The sequence below is a fragment of the Arthrobacter sp. SO3 genome (assembly GCF_020532825.1).
In the GTDB taxonomy this organism is placed as follows: domain Bacteria; phylum Actinomycetota; class Actinomycetes; order Actinomycetales; family Micrococcaceae; genus Arthrobacter.
Genome location: NZ_MQTS01000016.1, coordinates 1 through 18063, shown reverse-complemented (window position 1 = coordinate 18063; position 18063 = coordinate 1). Strand labels below are relative to the sequence as shown.

The window sequence follows — 18063 nt, the reverse complement described above, 5'->3', positions numbered from 1 at the left end:
AGCCATTACCGATACCAAAGCGTTATCTGATCCGAGCCGAGCTCTGCCAGCGGATCAGTCCCAGAGTCACCTTTCTGGCAGGGGCGGGGGAACCACTTCCGGCTGTTCAACAGCCTTGGGGTGAAGTCCGTCAGCGGCAAGCACACTCCACCGGGGGACTCCTTTGGATGTCCCTGTGCCTGGGTGCTTGCTACGGCGGGCCGGGTCTTTGATCTCTCTGACCCGAATCCGACAGCTAACTCCGCAGGCTCTCCAGAGAGGAAACCGTTCTTGACCACCCAGACCGCCAAGGGCCGCCGTCGTGCGACCGGTCCCGCTCCGGAGCCGCGTCCGGCCGTCGCCGTCCTGGCAGACCGCCCGCGTGACGCGCACCGTGATGAACGCAGAGGCCGCCGCAGTCCGTTCCGCCAGGTAACCGATTTCGCCGCCGCCAGCGGCGTCGGGCAAAAGGCCGGCATCGCCCTGGCCGCCACGGGACTGGTCCTCACTGTCACCGTGCCCGCCACGGGACCTGTCATGGCTACGGACGCCGCATCCGCCTCTGGATCCATTTCCGCCGCCGTCCAGCCGGACGTCACCGCCGCCGAGGCCAAGATCGACTTCAACCGCACCGCGGTCACCACCCAGGGTGACCCGGACGGAAAGCTCAAGCAGTTGCTGAGCGCCCAATCCGTCGGCTCGATCACCCGGGCGGCCTCCGCCGGCACCCTCGGGGCGCCACTGGACGTGATGAAGACCGCGTCGCCCTTCGGCTACCGCGTCAGCCCCATCACCGGCGGCGCCGGGGAGTTCCACCGCGGCCAGGACTACTCTGCCCAGTGCGGCACGGCCGTCCATGCGGCCGCAAGCGGCACCGTTACTTTCAACGGATGGCATCCCTACGGCGGCGGAAACCGGGTGGTGATCGACCACGGCAACGGCCTGGAGACCACCTACAACCACTTGTCCTCGGCCAGCGTCAAGGTTGGCCAGAAGGTCTCCCGCGGCGATGTCGTGGCGATGAGTGGAACCACCGGCGCCTCCACAGGCTGCCACCTTCACTTTGAGGTCATGGTCAACGGCGAAGTCGTTGACCCGACCGGCTGGCTCTAACAAAGCTGATGGGGCGCTCTCGCATTCTTGTGGCATGCCGTGATCTGAATGTGACATTGCGCCCCAACTGCTGTACCGTTTGACCTACGCCAACTTTTCCGAAGTTGGCGCTCTTGAGTGGATTGCCTAGCTCTGCCACCGCTCAAGGTCCGTTCGCATGACATCGTCTGGCAGGGGCGGGGGAACCAATTTTGGTCTTCGCAAGAAGACCTTGGGGTTAAGTCGCAAAAGCTTCCCAGGAAGCAGCGCGGCCGGGTGACTCCCATCCGAATCCGACAGCTCACCTCGCAGGCATTGGGAGAGGCTACTTTCGTGTCTTCACGCCACAATGCTGCGCGTCACCGCGCTTGCGCGGCTCTAACGAGCCCGCTGGAATCCAATGTCCGTACCGCCCTTTTCGGTGCCCGGAACGGATTCCATGCCGCCGTCTCAATTTCTGCTGAGACCGGCCCGCAGGCCAAGCACCTGCACGCAGTTCCCGCTTTTGGCGCGTCTTCGCAGTACACCCTTCGCTAAGTAACCCATTTCGGGGCGATCCGGCGTACCCCCAAGATGCCGGAGCGTCCTCAGCCCGCGCCTGAAAAGCGCGGACCCAGGATCACGAAAGAGAGAACTTAATGACTACTCGTGCAAACGCACGGCACCGCGCCGAGGTCACCAAGACCAACTCGCTGGCCGTCATTGCCAAAGCTGTCGGCGACAACGCCGGCGGCATGGGTCGCCAGGCTGCAGTTATCGCAGCTGCATCCGGCCTCGTCCTGACCAGCGGTATCGCGGCCAACGCTGCTGAGACCAACATCCAGCGCGACTCCACTTCCGCTTCCACGCTGGAAGTCCAGTCGGCCTCCCCGGCGACCATTTCGGCTGCTTCGACCATTGCGATCTCCTACGAGAAGCCGGCCGTCACCACGTCCCCGGCCCCCGTCGTCGAGGCCCCGAAGCCCGTCGTCAAGGTGCAGGAAACCCCCGCCGCCGCACCGGCCGCAGGCACGAAGGCCGGCGCTACCACCGCCACCGCGGCCACCCCGGCACTGGCCGTCGCCAGCGGCATGGGCGCCACGATCGCCGCGGCTGCCTACGCCCAGATCGGCATCAGCCAGGACTGCACCGCACTCGCCACGAACGCGCTGGCTGCTGCGGGCATCAACTACCACGGCTGGCCGGCAGGTTACCTGTCCCTGGGACGCACCGTGAGCGCTGCCGAGGCACGCTCCGGCGACCTGGCGTACTACGCGAACGGTGGCTCGGGCATGGCCCACATCGCTGTTTACGTCGGCAACGGCATGGCCGTCCACGGCGGCTGGAACGGTGGGACCACGTCCCTGCAGACCGTCAACGTCGGCTCCGGTCCGGTCTTCATCCGCGTCGGCGGCTAAGACTTCACCTGGCACTAACACCAAGGACCCCCGCCATCTGGCGGGGGTCCTTTGTGCTGCCGGAGAGTGAACTTCAGCCGGCACCGCCCCGGGCCGGCAAAAAAATTCGGTGAAACGGCACCTCAGTGTTTACTCTTGTTTTGTCGATCCATAGCCCGACCATGCAGAGGGCAGCCGGCCCTCGTGCCCCTGGCGGGTGCGGCCGTGAAGAGGTATGCGGATGCGCACTCTCGTTCTGAATGCTGGATATGAACCGCTGGCGGTTGTGACCTTCCGCCGGGCGCTCGTCCTTGTGCTGACCGGGAAGGCCAGCGTGGTGGCGGAGGGCGACGATCCTGTCGTCGGACCGCAGGACGTCCTGGGCCGTCCCTCGGTGATTCTGTTGAATCGCTACATCAGGCCCCGGTACAACACCGTCACGGCGGTCAGCCGCCGGGGGGTGCTCCGCCGGGACGGACAACGCTGCGCCTACTGCGGCAAAGCTGCCCACACCATCGATCATGTCCAGCCCAAATCCAGGGGCGGTGCGGATTCCTGGGAGAATCTCGTCGCTGCCTGCCTGAGGTGCAACAACGCCAAGGGTGACCACACGCCGGGGGAGATGGGGTGGAAGCTCAGCTTCACCCCCGCGCCGCCACGGGGCACAACCTGGCAGATCAAGGAACTTGAGAAGCCGACGCCGGCCTGGGACCCTTTCCTGCTGCCGGAATCCGCGGCCTGAAGCAGGCCCCCATCCTGTGATCCGGGATATCCCCCGGACCGCGTTAGGCTGGGCGGGTGGAATTTGATGCTGTCATTCTTTCCGGCGGGAGGTCCTCCCGCCTGGGCGGCGTGCCCAAGTCCGGGCTGATGCACGACGGTGTTACCCTCCTCGGGCGCGCCCTGCTGGCAGCCCGTGCCGCGGCGTCAACCGCCGTCGTCGGGCCCGACCCGGGGGTGCTGCCCCAAGGTGTTCTGAGCTGCCGGGAGGACCCGCCGTACGCCGGACCCGCCGCCGCCATCGCAGCCGGGCTTTCCGCTCTGGCACAGGACCGCGGCCGGGACCCCCGCCACCGTGTTGCCGCACCGTACACCCTGGTCCTGGCCTGCGACATGCCACGGGCGGGCGACGCCGTCCGGGTGCTGCTGGAGGCCGCTGCGGGAGTTCCCCCGGTGGACGGGCTGGTGGCAGTGTCCGCTGACGGACGCCGGCAGCCCCTGGTGGCCCTATATGGCACAGCCGCGCTACAACGGCGCATCGCCGAGGCAGCCCAGCGCGGCACGCTTGAAAACGCTTCGGTGTTCTCCCTTCTTGCTAGGCTGGAGGTGCGGGAGGTCAGCGTCCCCGAGGGGTCCACCGATGATGTGGATACTTGGGACGATGCGTCCGCATTAGGGGTGACCCGCCCGTTCGGCGGGAGTGGCAACGACAGCCATGACCGCGGCCGCCAATCCGGCATCCGGCCCGGGACTCCCCAGCTGAACTCGACCTTGGAGGCAAACGGTGAAAAGCCAGGATGAAACGCTGGAAGACTGGTGCCGTGCCCTGCTTCAGGCCCTGGAACTGGAAGACGTCGAGGTTGACGTGAACGAGGTCCTGGCCCTCGCCGGTGTGGCAGCGCACTCTGTGGTGCGCCCGGCCGCTCCATTGACGACGTTCATCGCCGGCTTCGCGGCCGGCCTGGCCTCCGGCTCCGGACAGGCCACGGATGCCGTTTCCATGCAGGCCGCGATGGGCGTAGCCCGCAAACTCGCCACGGACTACGCGGCCAGCGAAGCCTCCGGGGCATGACGCCTGCACCCCCTCACGGCGGCGCAGCTGCCGCCGGGGTTGAGCCTGCGTCCGGCGCGGAACCCGACGCGCCGCACCGGCACCTCGCACACACTTGGCAGGAGGCCTGGCAGCTTGCCTTCGACTGCGCAACTCCCATTCCCGCTGCCCCCGTCGCCCTGCGCGAGGCCCTGGGGCGGACGCTTGCCACCGATGTGGAAGCGCTCGTGGACCTGCCGCACTACGCCTCCTCCGCCATGGACGGCTGGGCGGTCAACGGCAGCGCACCCTGGATTCTCGCGGAACCCGGCCAGCGGTTGGCGCCCCATCAGGCCAGCCCGATCGTCACGGGCGGGCTGATTCCTCCCGGGGCGAAGGCCGTGCTGCGCAGCGAAAGCGGCACCATCGCCAGCGATGAGGAGGGGTTGCCGGTACTGCAGCTTGCCGGCGGCGCCAAGCCCGGTGAGCCGCGGAACGGCGAACATATCCGGAAAGCCGCGCAGGAAGCCGCCGCCGGGGAAGTGCTGATCAAGAGCGGCACGCTGCTCAACCCCGCCCACCTGGCGCTGGCGGCCCTCGCCGGTCACGACAGCCTCCAGGTGGTGGGCAAAGCAATCGTCCGGCTGGTCTTCACCGGCTCCGAGGTGGTCACAGCGGGGATCCCGCAGCCCGGGGAAGTGCGCGACACCTTCGGTCCCCAGCTCGCCGGCGTCGTGGAAATGCTCGGCGGAATCTGCACCGGTGAAACAAAAATTGGCGACAGCTATGCTGAGTGGCTTGCCGCGCTCGAGGACCCCGAACCGGCGGAGGACATCGCGGAAGCTGCCGCGGGGCAGCTTCCCGGCCGTTCCGCCGCCGAGCCGTTGCCCGCCGACGTCGTGATCACCACGGGCGGCACCGGCCGGTCCGGCACCGACCACCTGCGGCGCTCCGTCGCCGAGCTCGGCGGCCGTCTGCTCATCGACGGCATCGCCATGCGGCCAGGTCATCCCGCCGTCCTGGCGGAACTGCCGGATGGCAGGTTCATCATCGGGCTGCCGGGCAACCCGCTGGCCGCCATGATGGCCCTGTCGACCATCGGCGCCCCGCTCCTGGCGGCACTGGGACACCGGACGCTGCCTCAGGTCACCGGGGTACCCTGCGGATCCATGATCGAGCCCGACCCCGGCCGGACCCGGCTGATGCCCTTTCGGCTGCTCTACGGCATGGCCTCCCCGGCGCAGCACACCGGTCCGGGAATGATGCGCGGGCTTGCCGCAGCCGACGGTGTCCTGGTGGTCCCGCCGCATGGAGTGCAGCTGGGGGAACTCGTTCCGGCCTTCGCCCTTCCCTGGGGCGCGTCCCTTCCCGCTCCTCCGGCGGCGAAGGACAAGCCGGCCCCCAAGCGGCCTGCCCGGAAGCCTGCCGGAAACGGCGGACCCGTGGACTGGAGTGAACTGCTGGGGTAGCACCTGGTCTTGAACCCGCGCTGGCCACCCGGCCCAGTGCTTGCCATGATGGAGATATATTGGTTAGGAGTACCTGATGGGCCGCGTCACACAGCGCCGCAAGGTGCATAAATACGTCCTGGACGGGTCGCCCCAGGCCCTCGAATTCCCGGTCCGCCACCGGGAGGATGTGCTCGCCGTCGAGGAGCCGCTGGAAATCCGGCTCGACAGCCTGTCGTTTTCCGTCACCATGCGGACCCCGGGGAATGACTTTGACCTCGTGGCGGGCTTCCTCGTCTCCGAGGGCATCATCTGGAGCCCCGAACAGCTCGTCTCGCTGCGGTTCTGCGCCGGGGAAGACGAGGACGGCGTCCAGACATTCAACGTGGTGGAAGCCCAGCTGAGGCCCGACGTCGTCCGACCGGACATCGGGCGAAACGTGTTCACCTCCAGCTCCTGCGGTATCTGCGGCACGGATTCCATTGACGCCGTGCACAAGTCCTCGCATTTCAGCCCTGCCGAGGACCCGTTGATGGTTCCCGTCACGACTCTCGCGTCCCTGCCGGACCGGCTGCGGGAAGCCCAGGCCGTTTTCGACGTCACCGGCGGCGTGCACGCTGCCGGCCTGTTCCGGATCGCCGACGACGGCTCCGCCGAACTGCTGTGCGTGCGTGAGGACGTGGGGCGCCACAATGCTGTGGACAAGGTGGTCGGCTGGGCCCTCCGCGAAGGCATGCTGCCACTGCGCGGCACCGTGCTCCAGGTCTCCGGACGGGCGTCGTTCGAACTGGTGCAGAAGGCGGCCCTGGCCGGTATTCCGGTTCTGGCCGCGGTGAGCGCGCCGTCGAGCCTGGCTGTCGAACTGGCCGAGGCGAGCGGAATCACGCTGGCCGGGTTCAGCCGCGGCACGTCGCTGAATGTCTATACGGGCGCCGGACGCGTGGGCGCCGTGCCCGCACCCGTAGGTGGCTAAACGCCGCTGAGTGCCCCCTTGGCTTGGGACCGCCGGCAAAGTAAGTTTTATCCATCGATTGGATGCATTTCAGCGTCATCCATGCCAGCGCTAAGAGGAACACATTGCACGACGACCGCCGTCTCACGGAAGTCCGGCTCGACCGATTTATTCGCGAACGCATCGTCCCCGCGGTCTATCCGCGCAGCGAGCCGCTCACCCTCAGCAGCTGGGATGTCCCGGATGAACCGGTGCCGGCCCTGGAGGCGCTCCGGCAGCAGTTCACACCGCAGGAGCACGGAGCCGCCTGGGGGCGGCCGTGGAGCACCAAATGGCTTCGCCTGCAGGGACAGGTTCCGGACGCCTGGGGTACGGCGCCGGACACCTCCGTCGAAATTATCGTCGACCTGGGCTTCAGCAGCGACCTTCCCGGCTTTCAATGCGAAGGAATCGCCTGGCGCCCGGACGGCACCATCGTCAAAGCCATCTCGCCGCGGAACCAGTACATCCCGCTGAAGCTTCTGGGCAGCGGGATGTCGGTCGACTTCTATGTCGAGGCGGCCGCCAATCCCGATCTGTCGCAGGGCTGGACCTTCGCAGCCACCCCGTACGGGGACAAGGCGACCTCAGGAAGCGACCCGAAATACCGGCTCGGCAGGATCGTCATCGCCGAACTCAACCAGACTGTCTGGGAGCTGCAGCAGGACATTTGGACCCTCAGCGGCCTGATGCACGAGTTGCCGATGGAACTGCCCCGCCGTCACGAAATCCTGCGCGCGCTGGAACGGATGCTGGACGTCATGGACCCCGACGACGTTCCGGGCACAGCAGGCGCTGGGCGGGAAGCCCTCGCCGGTGTCCTGGGGAGCCCCGCCTACGCCTCGGCGCACCACCTGCTGGCCACCGGCCACGCGCACATCGACTCCGCCTGGCTCTGGCCCGTCCGCGAAACCATCCGCAAGTGCGCCCGCACCTTCTCCAACGTCGTGGCCCTGATGGACGAAGATCCGGGGTTCGTGTTTTCGTGCTCCTCTGCCCAGCAGCTCGCCTGGACCAAGGAACTGTACCCCGAGCTGTTCGAGCGGATCCGGGAGAAGGTCAATACCGGACAGTTCGTCCCCGTGGGCGGCATGTGGGTCGAATCGGACACCAACATGCCCGGCGGCGAGGCCATTGCCCGCCAATTCCTGGAGGGGAAGAGCTTCTTCCTGGCCGAGTTCGGCGTGGAGTGCGAGGAAGCGTGGCTTCCGGACACCTTCGGCTATTCGGCGGCCATGCCGCAGATCGTCAAGGCCGCAGGCAGCAAGTGGTTCCTCACCCAAAAGATCTCCTGGAACCAGGTCAACCGGATGCCGCACCACACCTTCGACTGGGAAGGGATCGACGGCACCCGGCTCTTCACGCATTTCCCGCCGGTGGACAGCTACAACTCCGAACTCAGCGGCCGGGAGCTCGCCCACGCCGAGCGGAACTACCGGGACCACGGCCGGGGCACCACCTCCCTGGTCCCGTTTGGCTTCGGCGACGGCGGCGGCGGCCCCACCCGTGAAATGCTGGCGGCGGCGCGCCGCACCGCGAACCTTGAAGGGTCGCCGAAAGTGGAAATCGGCCCGGCCGCCAGCTTCTTCGCCCGGGCCCAGGCCGAGTACGAAGCGCTCCCGGTCTGGGTCGGCGAGATGTACCTCGAACTGCACCGCGGCACCTACACCAGCCAGGCCAAGACAAAACTGGGCAACCGGCGCAGCGAACACCTGCTGCGGGAAGCCGAACTCTGGTGCGCCACGGCCGCCGTGCGCACCGGGTACAGCTACCCGGCGGCAGAGCTGAAACGGCTCTGGCGACTGGTTCTGTTGCAGCAGTTCCACGACATCCTTCCCGGCAGCTCCATCGCCTGGGTGCACCAGGACGCCGAGCGGAACTACGCCGCCGTCGCCAGGCAGCTCGAGGAGATCATCGCTGACGCCGCCGGCGCGATGCTGGGCACCGGCGAAACTGACTTCCTGCTCAACGCCGCTCCGCACGAGCGCACAGGCGTCGCCGCGCTCGCCGCCGCGCCGCCGGTCCTGCCCGGGCAGCCGGTGCTCGTCACCGAGGCAGCCGGCAGCTTCGTCCTGGACAACGGGATCATCCGGGCCGTCATCAACGCCGATGGCCTGCTGGAATCCCTGACCGACCACGCGAGCGGACGCGATGCGATCGCCCCCGGGCAGTTCGGGAACCTGCTGGAACTGCACCGGGACACCCCCAACGAATGGGATGCCTGGGACATCGACGCCTTCTACCGCCGCAACGTCGTCCGGCTGACTGCTGCGCGCTCGGTGGCAGTGGAGCGCAGTGGCGGGGACGCCGCCGTCGTGGTGGAACGGCTGGCGGGCACTTCGACGGTGACACAGCGGATCTCACTGGTGGCGGGGGCGGAGTCCCTGACGATTTCCACGGCAGTGGACTGGCAGGAAAGCGAAAAGCTGCTCAAGCTTGGGTTCGCCCTTGACGTCCGGGCCGACCGCTCCGCTTCGGAGACCCAGTTCGGTCACGTGTTCCGCCCGACGCATCTCAACACCTCCTGGGAGGCGGCGAAGTTCGAGATCTGCGCCCACCGGTGGATTCACGTCGCCGAACCCGGCTACGGGGTGGCGCTGTCCAACTCATCAACGTACGGACATGACGTCACCCGGTCTATCCGGGAGGGCGACGGCGGGACGACCACCACCGTGCGGCTCTCGCTGCTGCGCGCGCCCAAGTTCCCGGACCCCGGTGCGGACCGCGGCCTGCACGAATTGAACGTCACCATCCGTCCCGGCGCCAGCATCGCCGACGCGGTCGAAGAGGGCTACCGCACGAACCTGGCGCCCCGGGTTCTCAAGGGCGCCCACGGCGTGGAACCGCTCCTCACGGTTTCCAATCCGGCGCTGGTCGTTGAAGCCGTGAAGCTCGCCGAGGACGGCACCGGCGATGTGATCGTGCGGGTCTACGAATCCCTGGGGGCGCGTTCCCTTGGGCACGTGAGAGCCAACTTCGGCGTCAGCGGCGTCCACCCGGTGGATCTGCTGGAACGTCCGGCGGCTGCGCCCGGCGTTACTGCGGCGGGGGACTCGGCGGAACTGGCGCTCCGGCCCTTCCAGCTGGTGACTCTGAGGTTTGTGCGCTGAGGCCGAGGTCCGGGCCGGCGGCCGGTAAAAGGCTGCCGGGAGACTCTCCGGCGGCAATGGGCCGGTAAACCGGCGGCAATTGGCCGGTAAACAGGCAGGAATGGGCCGTTAAACAGGCTGAGTGGGAGCGGTCCAGTTGGACCGCTACCACTCATCCCCCCAATGGCGCTTGGGCGGCTGCCTCGGCTCCGTACGGATTGTCCCCGTTCACGAAGCGACTGCCGCTTTCACACATTCATGATTCTCTCACGCTCTAATGATTTTGTGAATGCCTAGCCGCGGTCCTTACGTAATGTTGCATTTCCGTTACTGGATTTGTTCGAGATCAGCCCGGAAAACCAGAAGACGACGAGGCCGACGACGTAGCCCAGGGCCGCTGAATAATTGACGAAGTGCTGCGCTCCGCCCCAGGTCTCCGGCGCGAAAGAGGCCGGAAAGGTCATGACCGCGAAGAAAGCGCCGAGCAGCACCAGCAGGGCACCGGCCCTGACCAGGCGCGGCAGCCGGCTCCTGACCGCCGCCAGCAATGGAGGCATCAGGACGAGGGAGACGTATACGGGATAGGTGCGCCCGGCAGCCGCGAAATACGACTCCAGGGCCGCATTCCGTTCGCCGCCGGCCAGGCCCTGAAGCCCGTCCGGTGACGTATAAGTGCCCATCAGGAAGAAGGTCACCGTCACGGCCAGGCAGCTGAGCCCCAGCACCCACCGGCCGATTCCGCCGGCAATCAGGGTGTGGGCCCTGGCTGCGGCGAGTCCCCGCGTGAGACGGAGCCCAACGAGCAGGACCGTTGCAAAGACGAGATAGCGCAGAATGAGGCTGGTCAGCTTCCGTCCGCCCAGGACGCCGTCCACGATCTCGTAGAGTTCGGACACGGCGAGCACGCTGCACAATGTCCCGAGGAAGAGGATTCCGAAAACGGTTCTGTTGCGGCCGCGCACAGCGTCCGGTGCACGCAGGAGAAATGCCGCGCAGCAGACAGCCAGCGTCGCCCATTCCAGGGTTGCCATCATATGGGTTCCCCTTGTCGCTCCGCGGCGCAGCCCACAGCTGCTATCCGGTCAAGCCAGTGTGCGCTCTCGGCGACTTTGCTGCCACGATCTTCGACGCCCAGATCACGGCAAGCCCCACCAGAAGGCACAAGATAGCGGCGTAGCTGAAGATGAACCGCAGATATCCCAGCGACGGAGGAATGACGGGGGACAGGAGGCTCAGCGTCATAGCCACTGAACCGACTGCCAGCAGGCCAGCACCGAGCCGCACGAGGCCCGGCAGCCGGCTGCGGATCGTCCGCACCATGGCAGGCAGGAGGGCGAGCGTGACGTACGCGGGATAGAGCCGGCCGGCGGCGCCGTAATATTCCACGAGCGCGGCATTGCGTGCGTCTTTGGCGTACACCGCGACCAACCCAGCGGACGAACCGGCCGTGTCCATCATCAGGAAGACCACCACCAGCGCCGCTGATGCCGCTCCCGCGAATGCGAGCCCATAGGGCCCGGTAATCAGCCGGAGGCCGTCCTTTGCGCCGAACCCGCGCGCGATCCTGAGCCCCAGCGCAAAGGTCGTGCCGAAGATGATGAAGCGCAGCAGCAGGTTGGCCAGGTTGAAGCCGCCCAGCACCCCGTCCACGGCAAGATACGGTGCGTCGATGCTCAACAGGATTGCTGCCGTAACAAACGCGTAGATGGTGAACAACGACCTGTTCTCGCCCCGGAGGGCGCTTGGGATACGCGTGATGGCAGCGAGGGCGCAGACCGCCAAAGTCGTCCACTGCAGGATCGCGATCATTGAGGCAACCCTATTCGTCCGTGCGTTTTGCCATCAGGCTGGAGATCCAGACGAAAGCGAGCCCTAATGCAAGACACAACACCGAGGTGTAGTTGATGACGGCTTCCACATACCCGATTTCCGGCGGGATCAGGGGGTAGAGGGAGCCGAGGGCCATGCCCGCGAAGGCGATTGTCAGCAGGAGGGCACCGATGCGGATGGCCCTGGGGAGTCTCTGGCTGATGGCCAGGTAGGTGGCGGGCAGGACGCAGGCTGCGACGAACGACGGGTACAGGCGGCCCGCCGCCGCATACCCTTCGATGAGCGTCGCATTCTCCGGGCTCCTCGCGGGAAGGGTGGCCAGCCCCGTGACGGACCCCGCTGTGTCGGCCAACAGGAAGAGGACCACGGTCGCGATGCCAATAACCGAGAGAACTCCGAGACCGACGGGGCCGATAATGAGGCGGACGCTCCTCCGGGCGTCGAAAGCCCTCGCAATCCGGTATCCGGCCAGCATCACCGTAACGTAGACGACAAAGCGCAGGAGGAGGTTCGCGTAGTTCTCCGAACCGAGCCACGCATCGATGGCCTGGTAGCTCACGTCGATGCTGAGCAGAACGGCAAGGGTGGCGAGGACAAAAACTCCGAAAACAGACCTGTTCTGACCCCGGAGGGCGCTCGGGATCCGCGCGATTGCCACGAGGGCACAGACCGCAAGGGTCGTCCACTGCAGGATCGCGATCAACCGAGGTTCTCCCATATCTTCTTAGTTTGTTCGTGTTCGTGTTCCTGTCGGCGCAGGGTCTTTCCGAGGGACTGCAACCGCTCGCCGGCCAGGGCCGTGAGATCGCCATCGGAGAGTCCGTTCAAAGCTGCCTGCCTGGCCCGGGCGGGCCAGCCAGCCTCGGCTTCCGTTATCAAGCCCGTAGCGACGAGTCCGCCTGTGAATCCTACGCCCGCGGCGCGCGCGGTTGCGACGGCCAGTTCCGGGGAAAGCCTGTTAGCGGTCAACTGGGCCGAATAGTTCTGCGGCGCGACCCCGGTGGCAGCCGAGACCCGGTGCCGCAATTCGCCGTCGTCGATCGAGTCCACCCAGTTCCGGACCGAGGTGGCGTGCGGGGCGGGGCCGAGCGCCGGCGTCAGCGAACTGCCCTCGTCTCCGAAGCCGCCGTATGCCGGGGACGAACGGGAAATGACAGCCCGCAGTAAATCCATGGTGGCAATCTGGCTGACGAGTTCGGCCGGCGTGGGCGGCCGCGGCGGTCCCGCAAGTTCCGCATAGCTGTCAAACGAGGCGAGGTCGTCCAGCGGGCTGCGCTTCAGTGCCCGGCTGATGCTGACAAGCGTGGTTTCCGCGACCTTGCCGCGGACCAGCTGCTGGGCGAGAGTGGTGCGCTTGATCCCGGAGATTCTGCAGATGTCGGCGGTGCTCTCGTTGGGAGCAACGCCATGGAGCCAGAGTTGAAACGCCTTGGCGGGTAAGGGCATTTATGGCTTCCTGCAGAGTCGAATGGAAGTGCGGCTTCTGACGTTCGGTGGAGCGGTGACTGTGTTGATTTTACGGGAGGTGCTGATTCAACTATGCTAAATGCTCGAACCCGCTGGTCCGTACACCCCCCAAGTCCGGACCAGCGGGTTCTTCTACGCCCGGCGGTCAGGGGCCGCCTGGAGGGCCCCTTGGCGCCCTGCCGCGGGCGGCGGTGAGAGAATGGACTAATGACTGCAACCCTTGTTGCCAAGGACCTCTCCGGTGGTCACGACCACCGCACACTCTTCTCCAAACTCTCCCTGACTGTCGCGCCCGGCGACGTCGTCGGCGTCGTCGGCGCCAACGGCGCGGGCAAATCCACCCTGCTGCGGCTGCTGGCCGGCGTCGACGAGCCGCAGGAAGGCACCGTCAGCCTTTCCCCGGCAGATGCGTTCGTCGGCTGGCTGCCCCAGGAGCACGAACGGATCGCCGGGGAGACGGTGGGCGGCTACATCGCGCGGCGCACCGGCTGCGCCCTGGCAACCCTGGACATGGAGTCCGCAGCGGATGCCCTTGGCAGCGGCGCCCCCGGCTCCGAGGACGACTACTCGCTCGCGTTCGATCGCTGGATGGCCTCGGGTGCCGCGGACCTGGACGAACGCATCCCGGCCGTCCTGGCCGACCTTGGCCTCGAGGTGGGGCAGGACGCCGACATGACCGGGCTCTCCGGCGGACAGGCCGCCCGCGTGGCGCTCGCGGCCCTGCTGCTGAGCCGCTTCGACATCGTGCTCCTGGACGAACCCACGAACGACCTGGACCTCAACGGACTGGCCAAACTCGAGGCGTTCGTGCAGGGACTCCGCGGCGGCGTGGTGCTGGTTTCCCACGACCGTGAGTTCCTCGCCCGCTGCGTGAGCACCATCGTGGAGCTGGACCTCGCACAGAACTCCGTGGCCGTCTACGACGGCGGCTACGAGGCCTACCTGGAGGAACGGGCCGTGGCGCGCCGGCACGCCCGGGAACGGTACGAAGAGTTTGCCAACACCAAGGCCGATCTCGTCTCCCGTGCCCGCACCCAGCGCGAGTGGAGCTCCCAGGGAGTCCGGAACGCCATGAAGAAGAACCCGGACAATGACAAGATCCGGCGCGCAGCCAGCACCGAGTCCTCCGAGAAGCAGGGCCAGAAGGTCCGCCAGATGGAATCCCGCATTGCCCGGCTCGAAGAGGTCGACGAGCCCCGCAAGGAATGGCAGCTGCAGTTCAGCATCGGCCAGGCACCGCGTTCCAGTGCCGTCGTGGCGACGCTGCGCGACGCCGTCGTGCATCAGGGCGACTTCACACTCGGTCCCGTGAACCTGCAGCTCAATGCCGGGGAACGGATCGGCATTACCGGCCCCAACGGCGCCGGCAAGTCCACCCTGCTCCGGCTGCTCCTGGGCGTGCAGCGGCCTGATTCCGGCGACGCCGCCATGGGCGCATCCGTTGCCATCGGCGAGATCGACCAGGCGCGCGGGCTGCTGGCCGGCGACCTGAAACTGGGAGACGCCGTCGAAGCCGTGCTCACGGACCGGCCCCCGGCCGAGGTCCGCACCCTGCTGGCCAAGTTCGGGCTCAAGGCGGACCACACCTCCCGCCCGGTGGATTCACTCTCGCCGGGGGAGCGGACCAGGGCCGCCCTGGCCCTGCTGCAGGCCCGTGGCGTGAACCTGCTGGTGCTCGACGAACCCACCAACCACTTGGATCTCCCGGCGATCGAACAGCTCGAGGAAGCCCTCGAAAGCTACGACGGCGCCCTGCTGCTGGTCACCCACGACCGCCGGCTGCTGGAAAACGTGCGCCTGGACGCGCGCTGGAACGTGGATAGCGGCATCGTCACCGAGCTGCTGGGCCACACCGCCCCGAAAGGCAACAACACATGAGCATGGACCGGGTAGCCTGGAGCTCCCTTTACAACATCACGCGCGCCTCGAGCGGCTCGAAGCCGTTCTCGAAGGAGACACTCAAGCGGGTGTTCAGCTTCGCCCGTCCGCACAAGGGCCACCTCATCGCCTTCGTGCTGCTGTCCATCGTGATGGCCGTCCTGGCCGTTGCCACCCCGGTCCTCGCCGGACAGGTCGTTGACGCGATCATCGCCGGGGCGGGCACCGACGTCGTGGTCTGGCTGGCCGTGCTGATCGCCATTGTGGCCGTCGCCGAAGCCGGGCTGGGGCTGGTCACCCGCTGGCTGTCCTCCACGATCGGCGAGGGCGTGATCGTGGACCTGCGCACCAAGGTCTTCGACCACGTGCAGAAGATGCCGATCGCCTTCTTCACCCGCACCCGCACCGGGGCCCTGGTGAGCCGGCTGAACAACGACGTGATCGGCGCGCAGTCAGCCTTCGCCGGAACCCTCTCCGGCGTCGTCAGCAACGTTGTCGCGCTCGCGCTGACCCTCGTGGTGATGCTGGGCAAGTCCTGGCTCATCACCGTGCTCGCCATGATCCTGCTGCCGATCTTCCTCATCCCGGCCCGCCGGATGGGCTCCAAGCTGGCCGACCTGCGCCGCGAAGCCGCGGAGCACAACGCCTCCATGGGTACCCAGATGACGGAGCGGTTCTCCGCTCCCGGCGCCACCCTGGTGAAGCTCTTCGGCCGTCCCGACGAGGAATCCCGGGAATTCGCGGTCCGCGCCGGCCGCGTGCGGGACATCGGCATCCGGACGGCGATGCTGCAGTTCACCTTCGTGACCGCCCTGACGCTCGTCTCCGCGCTGGCCCTCGCGCTGGTCTACGGCCTTGGTGGCTTCCTGGCATTGCAGGGGCAACTGGCCGCGGGCGACGTCGTGGTGCTGGCACTGCTGCTCACCCGCCTGTACGCGCCGCTCACGGCGCTCTCCAACGCCCGGGTCGAGATCATGAGCGCCCTGGTGAGCTTCGAGCGGGTCTTCGAGATCCTGGACCTCAAGCCGCTCATCGAACAGAAGCCCGATGCGGTGTCATCGCCTCCCGGGCCGTTGTCCGTGGAGTTCGACGACGTCAGCTTCTCCTACCCTTCGGCGGACAAAGTCTCCCTTGCCTCGCTGGAGGACGTCTCAACCCTGGACACCCGGGGCGGCGAAGAGGTGCTGCACGGCATCAGCTTCCGGGTGGAACCCGGCCAGACCGTCGCCCTCGTGGGCTCCTCAGGTGCCGGCAAGTCCACCATCGCGCAGCTGCTGTCGCGCCTGTACGACGTCGATTCCGGTGCCGTCCGCTTCGGCGGGGCCACCCCCGGGACCGGGGTGGACGTCCGGGACCTCACCTTCGATTCGATGCGGCACACCCTCGGCATGGTGACCCAGGACGGGCATCTGTTCCACGAGAGCATCGCCTCCAACCTGCGGCTGGCCCGTCCGGACGCCAGCGACGAGCTCATGTGGGATGTCCTGCGGCAGGCCCGGCTGGAAGACATGATCCGCTCGCTCCCGGACGGCCTGAACACCGTGGTGGGGGAGCGCGGCTACCGGCTTTCGGGCGGCGAACGCCAGCGGCTCACCATTGCCCGCCTGCTCATTGCGCAGCCGCGCGTCGTGATCCTGGACGAGGCCACTGCTGCCCTGGACTCGACCAACGAAGCCGCCGTCCAGGAGGCGCTCGGCGCGGCGCTCGAGGGCCGCACCGCCGTCGTGATTGCCCACCGGCTCTCGACCATCCGCGCCGCCGACGCCATCCTGGTGGTGGAGGACGGCAGGATCGTGGAGCGCGGAACGCACACCGAGCTGCTGGCCGCCGAGGGCCGCTATGCCGAGCTGTACCGGACCCAGTTCAGCGAAGCCAGCGCCGTTGCGGAAGACGCCGTTCCCGGGCTCTAACCGGCCGGGCTCTCGCCGGTCTGGCCCGCGAGGGCCGGCAGGACGTGGTCGGTGAGCAGCGGGGCGAGATCGTCCGGCAGCTTACCAGCCAGGTCCAGCCAGCGGATCTCGGCGATTTCCGCGGATGGATGGGCGCTCCACACGCCCGGCGCAGTGAAGACCGTGGCCTGGATCTGCGTCGCGGCCTCGTTGGCGGCGTCGGCGAACCAGATGCCCAGGAGCACCAGTTCTTCGGCGGCGAGCACGATCCCGACTTCTTCGGCCAGCTCCCGCGCGGCCGTCTGGGCGGCGGTTTCGCCCGCTTCGGGCTTGCCGCCGGGATGCATGAACTTGTCCGTGCCCCGCTTGCGTACGGTGAGGAGGCGTCCGACCGGGTCGAAAACGCAGACCGCGGAGACAACGATGAGCGGGTTCATGCCGCGGCGTCCGTGGTGCGGCGCAGGACCGATGTGAGCAGCTGGTCCTTGGCCGGCCCGGTGACATCCCACTCGTAGCGGAATTCATCCGGACCGGTTCTGGTGTAGTTCACGCGGTAGCTGTCCGGGTCACACCAATGCTGGTCCCGGCTGCTCCGCGGCCCGAAGCCCATGCGGTGGAACGGCCGGCCGTCAGGGAAAAACATGTCCATCGTGCCCGGTGCGCCGCTGGGCCGGAGCAGGTACTCCCGGCTGGCCGGGCCGGTGAACGGTGTCCCGGCCGGTCCGCCCGGAACGGACGCCCAGGCAACGGTGCCCTCTTCGCGGAGGCGGAGGCCGCCGTCGTCGTCGGTTTCGGTGAAGCGGACGACGCCGGTGAAGGATCCCTGCGTCCCGGTGGCCCTGTCCAGGAGGGTTCGTTCCACGGTCCAGCTGCCCAGCAGGAAGGCGCGGAGATCGAAGTCCGGAGCATCGTCCGGGGACTGGGAGTTCAAGTGCCCTCGATTGGAATCGAACCAACGACACCGGCTTTAGGAGAGCCGTGCTCTATCCACTGAGCTACGAGGGCGGGCATCCGAGCTGGACGGCCGGGGCCGGCCCGTTCGGACACGGATACAAGCATACAAGGTGAGGGGCCGTACTACGCTCTTGTCATGACCGCCCGCGCTGACTCGCCGTCCAAGGACATCATCTACCTCCCGGATCTGCCGTCCACGAGGTTCTATGCCGGCGCGCTGGCATTGCTCAGCGTGCTGCAGTATTTCGTGGCGGAAGCTGCCGTGATCGGGGTGTGGGCGGGGGAGGAGCCGTACAGCCGCCGGACGGGCTACATCAGCG

The 18063-nt window shown here is 67.3% G+C and carries 16 protein-coding genes, 1 tRNA gene, 1 pseudogene and 2 riboswitches; of the genes and pseudogenes, 11 read left to right on the top strand and 7 right to left on the bottom strand.

All coding sequences use genetic code 11. The annotated features are described in order from the left end of the window. Positions 1 to 24: 24 nt before the first annotated feature. Positions 25 to 265: riboswitch (cyclic di-AMP (ydaO/yuaA leader) on the top strand. Between the two features lie 5 nt (positions 266 to 270). From BJQ90_RS01855 to BJQ90_RS01820, 8 genes are all read left to right on the top strand, one after another. Next, the gene (locus BJQ90_RS01855; RefSeq protein ID WP_226758615.1) at positions 271 to 1092 is read left to right on the top strand and encodes a M23 family metallopeptidase; all 822 of its coding nucleotides are present in this window, start codon (positions 271 to 273) and stop codon (positions 1090 to 1092) included. Positions 1093 to 1240: 148 nt separating this feature from the next. Next, positions 1241 to 1400, top strand: a riboswitch (cyclic di-AMP (ydaO/yuaA leader). 309 nt (positions 1401 to 1709) lie between these two features. Beyond that, positions 1710 to 2468, top strand: coding sequence for an NlpC/P60 family protein (locus tag BJQ90_RS01850; RefSeq protein ID WP_226758614.1), 759 nt, complete (start codon positions 1710 to 1712; stop codon positions 2466 to 2468). Between the two features lie 220 nt (positions 2469 to 2688). Continuing rightward, on the top strand, positions 2689 to 3189 hold the full coding sequence (locus BJQ90_RS01845; RefSeq protein ID WP_226758613.1) for an HNH endonuclease: 501 nt from the start codon (positions 2689 to 2691) through the stop codon (positions 3187 to 3189). Positions 3190 to 3245: 56 nt separating this feature from the next. Continuing rightward, a complete protein-coding gene (locus tag BJQ90_RS01840; RefSeq protein ID WP_226758612.1) occupies positions 3246 to 3968 on the top strand; it encodes a molybdenum cofactor guanylyltransferase in 723 nt (240 codons plus the stop codon). Continuing rightward, a complete protein-coding gene (locus BJQ90_RS01835) occupies positions 3952 to 4239 on the top strand; it encodes a DUF6457 domain-containing protein (protein ID WP_226758611.1) in 288 nt (95 codons plus the stop codon). The genes BJQ90_RS01840 and BJQ90_RS01835 overlap by 17 nt, the downstream gene beginning before the upstream one ends. Then, a complete protein-coding gene (locus tag BJQ90_RS01830) occupies positions 4236 to 5666 on the top strand; it encodes a molybdopterin molybdotransferase MoeA (RefSeq protein ID WP_226758610.1) in 1431 nt (476 codons plus the stop codon). Before BJQ90_RS01835 ends, BJQ90_RS01830 begins: the two co-directional genes overlap by 4 nt. Before the next feature lie 76 nt (positions 5667 to 5742). After that, positions 5743 to 6618: a formate dehydrogenase accessory sulfurtransferase FdhD gene (gene fdhD, locus BJQ90_RS01825; protein ID WP_226758609.1), complete on the top strand. Its 876-nt coding sequence runs from the start codon at positions 5743 to 5745 to the stop codon at positions 6616 to 6618. A gap of 104 nt (positions 6619 to 6722) precedes the next feature. Next, complete coding sequence (locus BJQ90_RS01820) at positions 6723 to 9746, top strand: alpha-mannosidase (RefSeq protein WP_226758608.1); 3024 nt, start codon at positions 6723 to 6725, stop codon at positions 9744 to 9746. Positions 9747 to 10018: 272 nt separating this feature from the next. On the opposite strand, the gene BJQ90_RS01815 is transcribed toward BJQ90_RS01820, so the two are convergent. The 4 genes from BJQ90_RS01815 to BJQ90_RS01800 are packed head-to-tail and all read right to left on the bottom strand — an operon-like array spanning position 10019 to position 13001. Next, entirely contained in the window at positions 10019 to 10759 is a 741-nt protein-coding gene (locus BJQ90_RS01815) for a hypothetical protein (RefSeq protein WP_226758607.1), read from the bottom strand. A gap of 40 nt (positions 10760 to 10799) precedes the next feature. Continuing rightward, positions 10800 to 11534 (bottom strand): hypothetical protein, encoded by a 735-nt coding sequence (locus BJQ90_RS01810; protein WP_226758606.1) that lies wholly within the window; start codon positions 11532 to 11534, stop codon positions 10800 to 10802. Between the two features lie 10 nt (positions 11535 to 11544). Continuing rightward, on the bottom strand, positions 11545 to 12273 hold the full coding sequence (locus BJQ90_RS01805; protein ID WP_226758605.1) for a hypothetical protein: 729 nt from the start codon (positions 12271 to 12273) through the stop codon (positions 11545 to 11547). Beyond that, positions 12255 to 13001, bottom strand: coding sequence for a hypothetical protein (locus BJQ90_RS01800; RefSeq protein ID WP_226758604.1), 747 nt, complete (start codon positions 12999 to 13001; stop codon positions 12255 to 12257). Before BJQ90_RS01800 ends, BJQ90_RS01805 begins: the two co-directional genes overlap by 19 nt. A gap of 228 nt (positions 13002 to 13229) precedes the next feature. On the opposite strand from BJQ90_RS01800, the gene BJQ90_RS01795 reads away from it, so the two are divergent. Further along, a complete protein-coding gene (locus BJQ90_RS01795; RefSeq protein WP_226758603.1) occupies positions 13230 to 14900 on the top strand; it encodes an ABC-F family ATP-binding cassette domain-containing protein in 1671 nt (556 codons plus the stop codon). Beyond that, positions 14897 to 16810 carry an ABC transporter ATP-binding protein gene (locus tag BJQ90_RS01790; RefSeq protein ID WP_226758602.1) on the top strand — a complete coding sequence of 638 codons (1914 nt, stop codon included), beginning with the start codon at positions 14897 to 14899 and terminating at the stop codon, positions 16808 to 16810. The genes BJQ90_RS01795 and BJQ90_RS01790 overlap by 4 nt, the downstream gene beginning before the upstream one ends. On the opposite strand, the gene BJQ90_RS01785 is transcribed toward BJQ90_RS01790, so the two are convergent. The 3 genes from BJQ90_RS01785 to BJQ90_RS01775 form a co-directional block, all read right to left on the bottom strand. After that, positions 16807 to 17226 carry an NUDIX hydrolase gene (locus BJQ90_RS01785; RefSeq protein ID WP_226758601.1) on the bottom strand — a complete coding sequence of 140 codons (420 nt, stop codon included), beginning with the start codon at positions 17224 to 17226 and terminating at the stop codon, positions 16807 to 16809. The genes BJQ90_RS01790 and BJQ90_RS01785 overlap by 4 nt on opposite strands. Next, entirely contained in the window at positions 17223 to 17720 is a 498-nt protein-coding gene (locus tag BJQ90_RS01780) for a DUF6314 family protein (protein ID WP_226758600.1), read from the bottom strand. The genes BJQ90_RS01785 and BJQ90_RS01780 overlap by 4 nt, the downstream gene beginning before the upstream one ends. A gap of 1 nt (position 17721) precedes the next feature. Beyond that, positions 17722 to 17794 (bottom strand) — tRNA-Arg (locus tag BJQ90_RS01775). 85 nt (positions 17795 to 17879) lie between these two features. On the opposite strand from BJQ90_RS01775, the pseudogene BJQ90_RS01770 reads away from it, so the two are divergent. Further along, positions 17880 to 18063, top strand: a pseudogene (locus BJQ90_RS01770) (hypothetical protein); the annotation flags it as partial.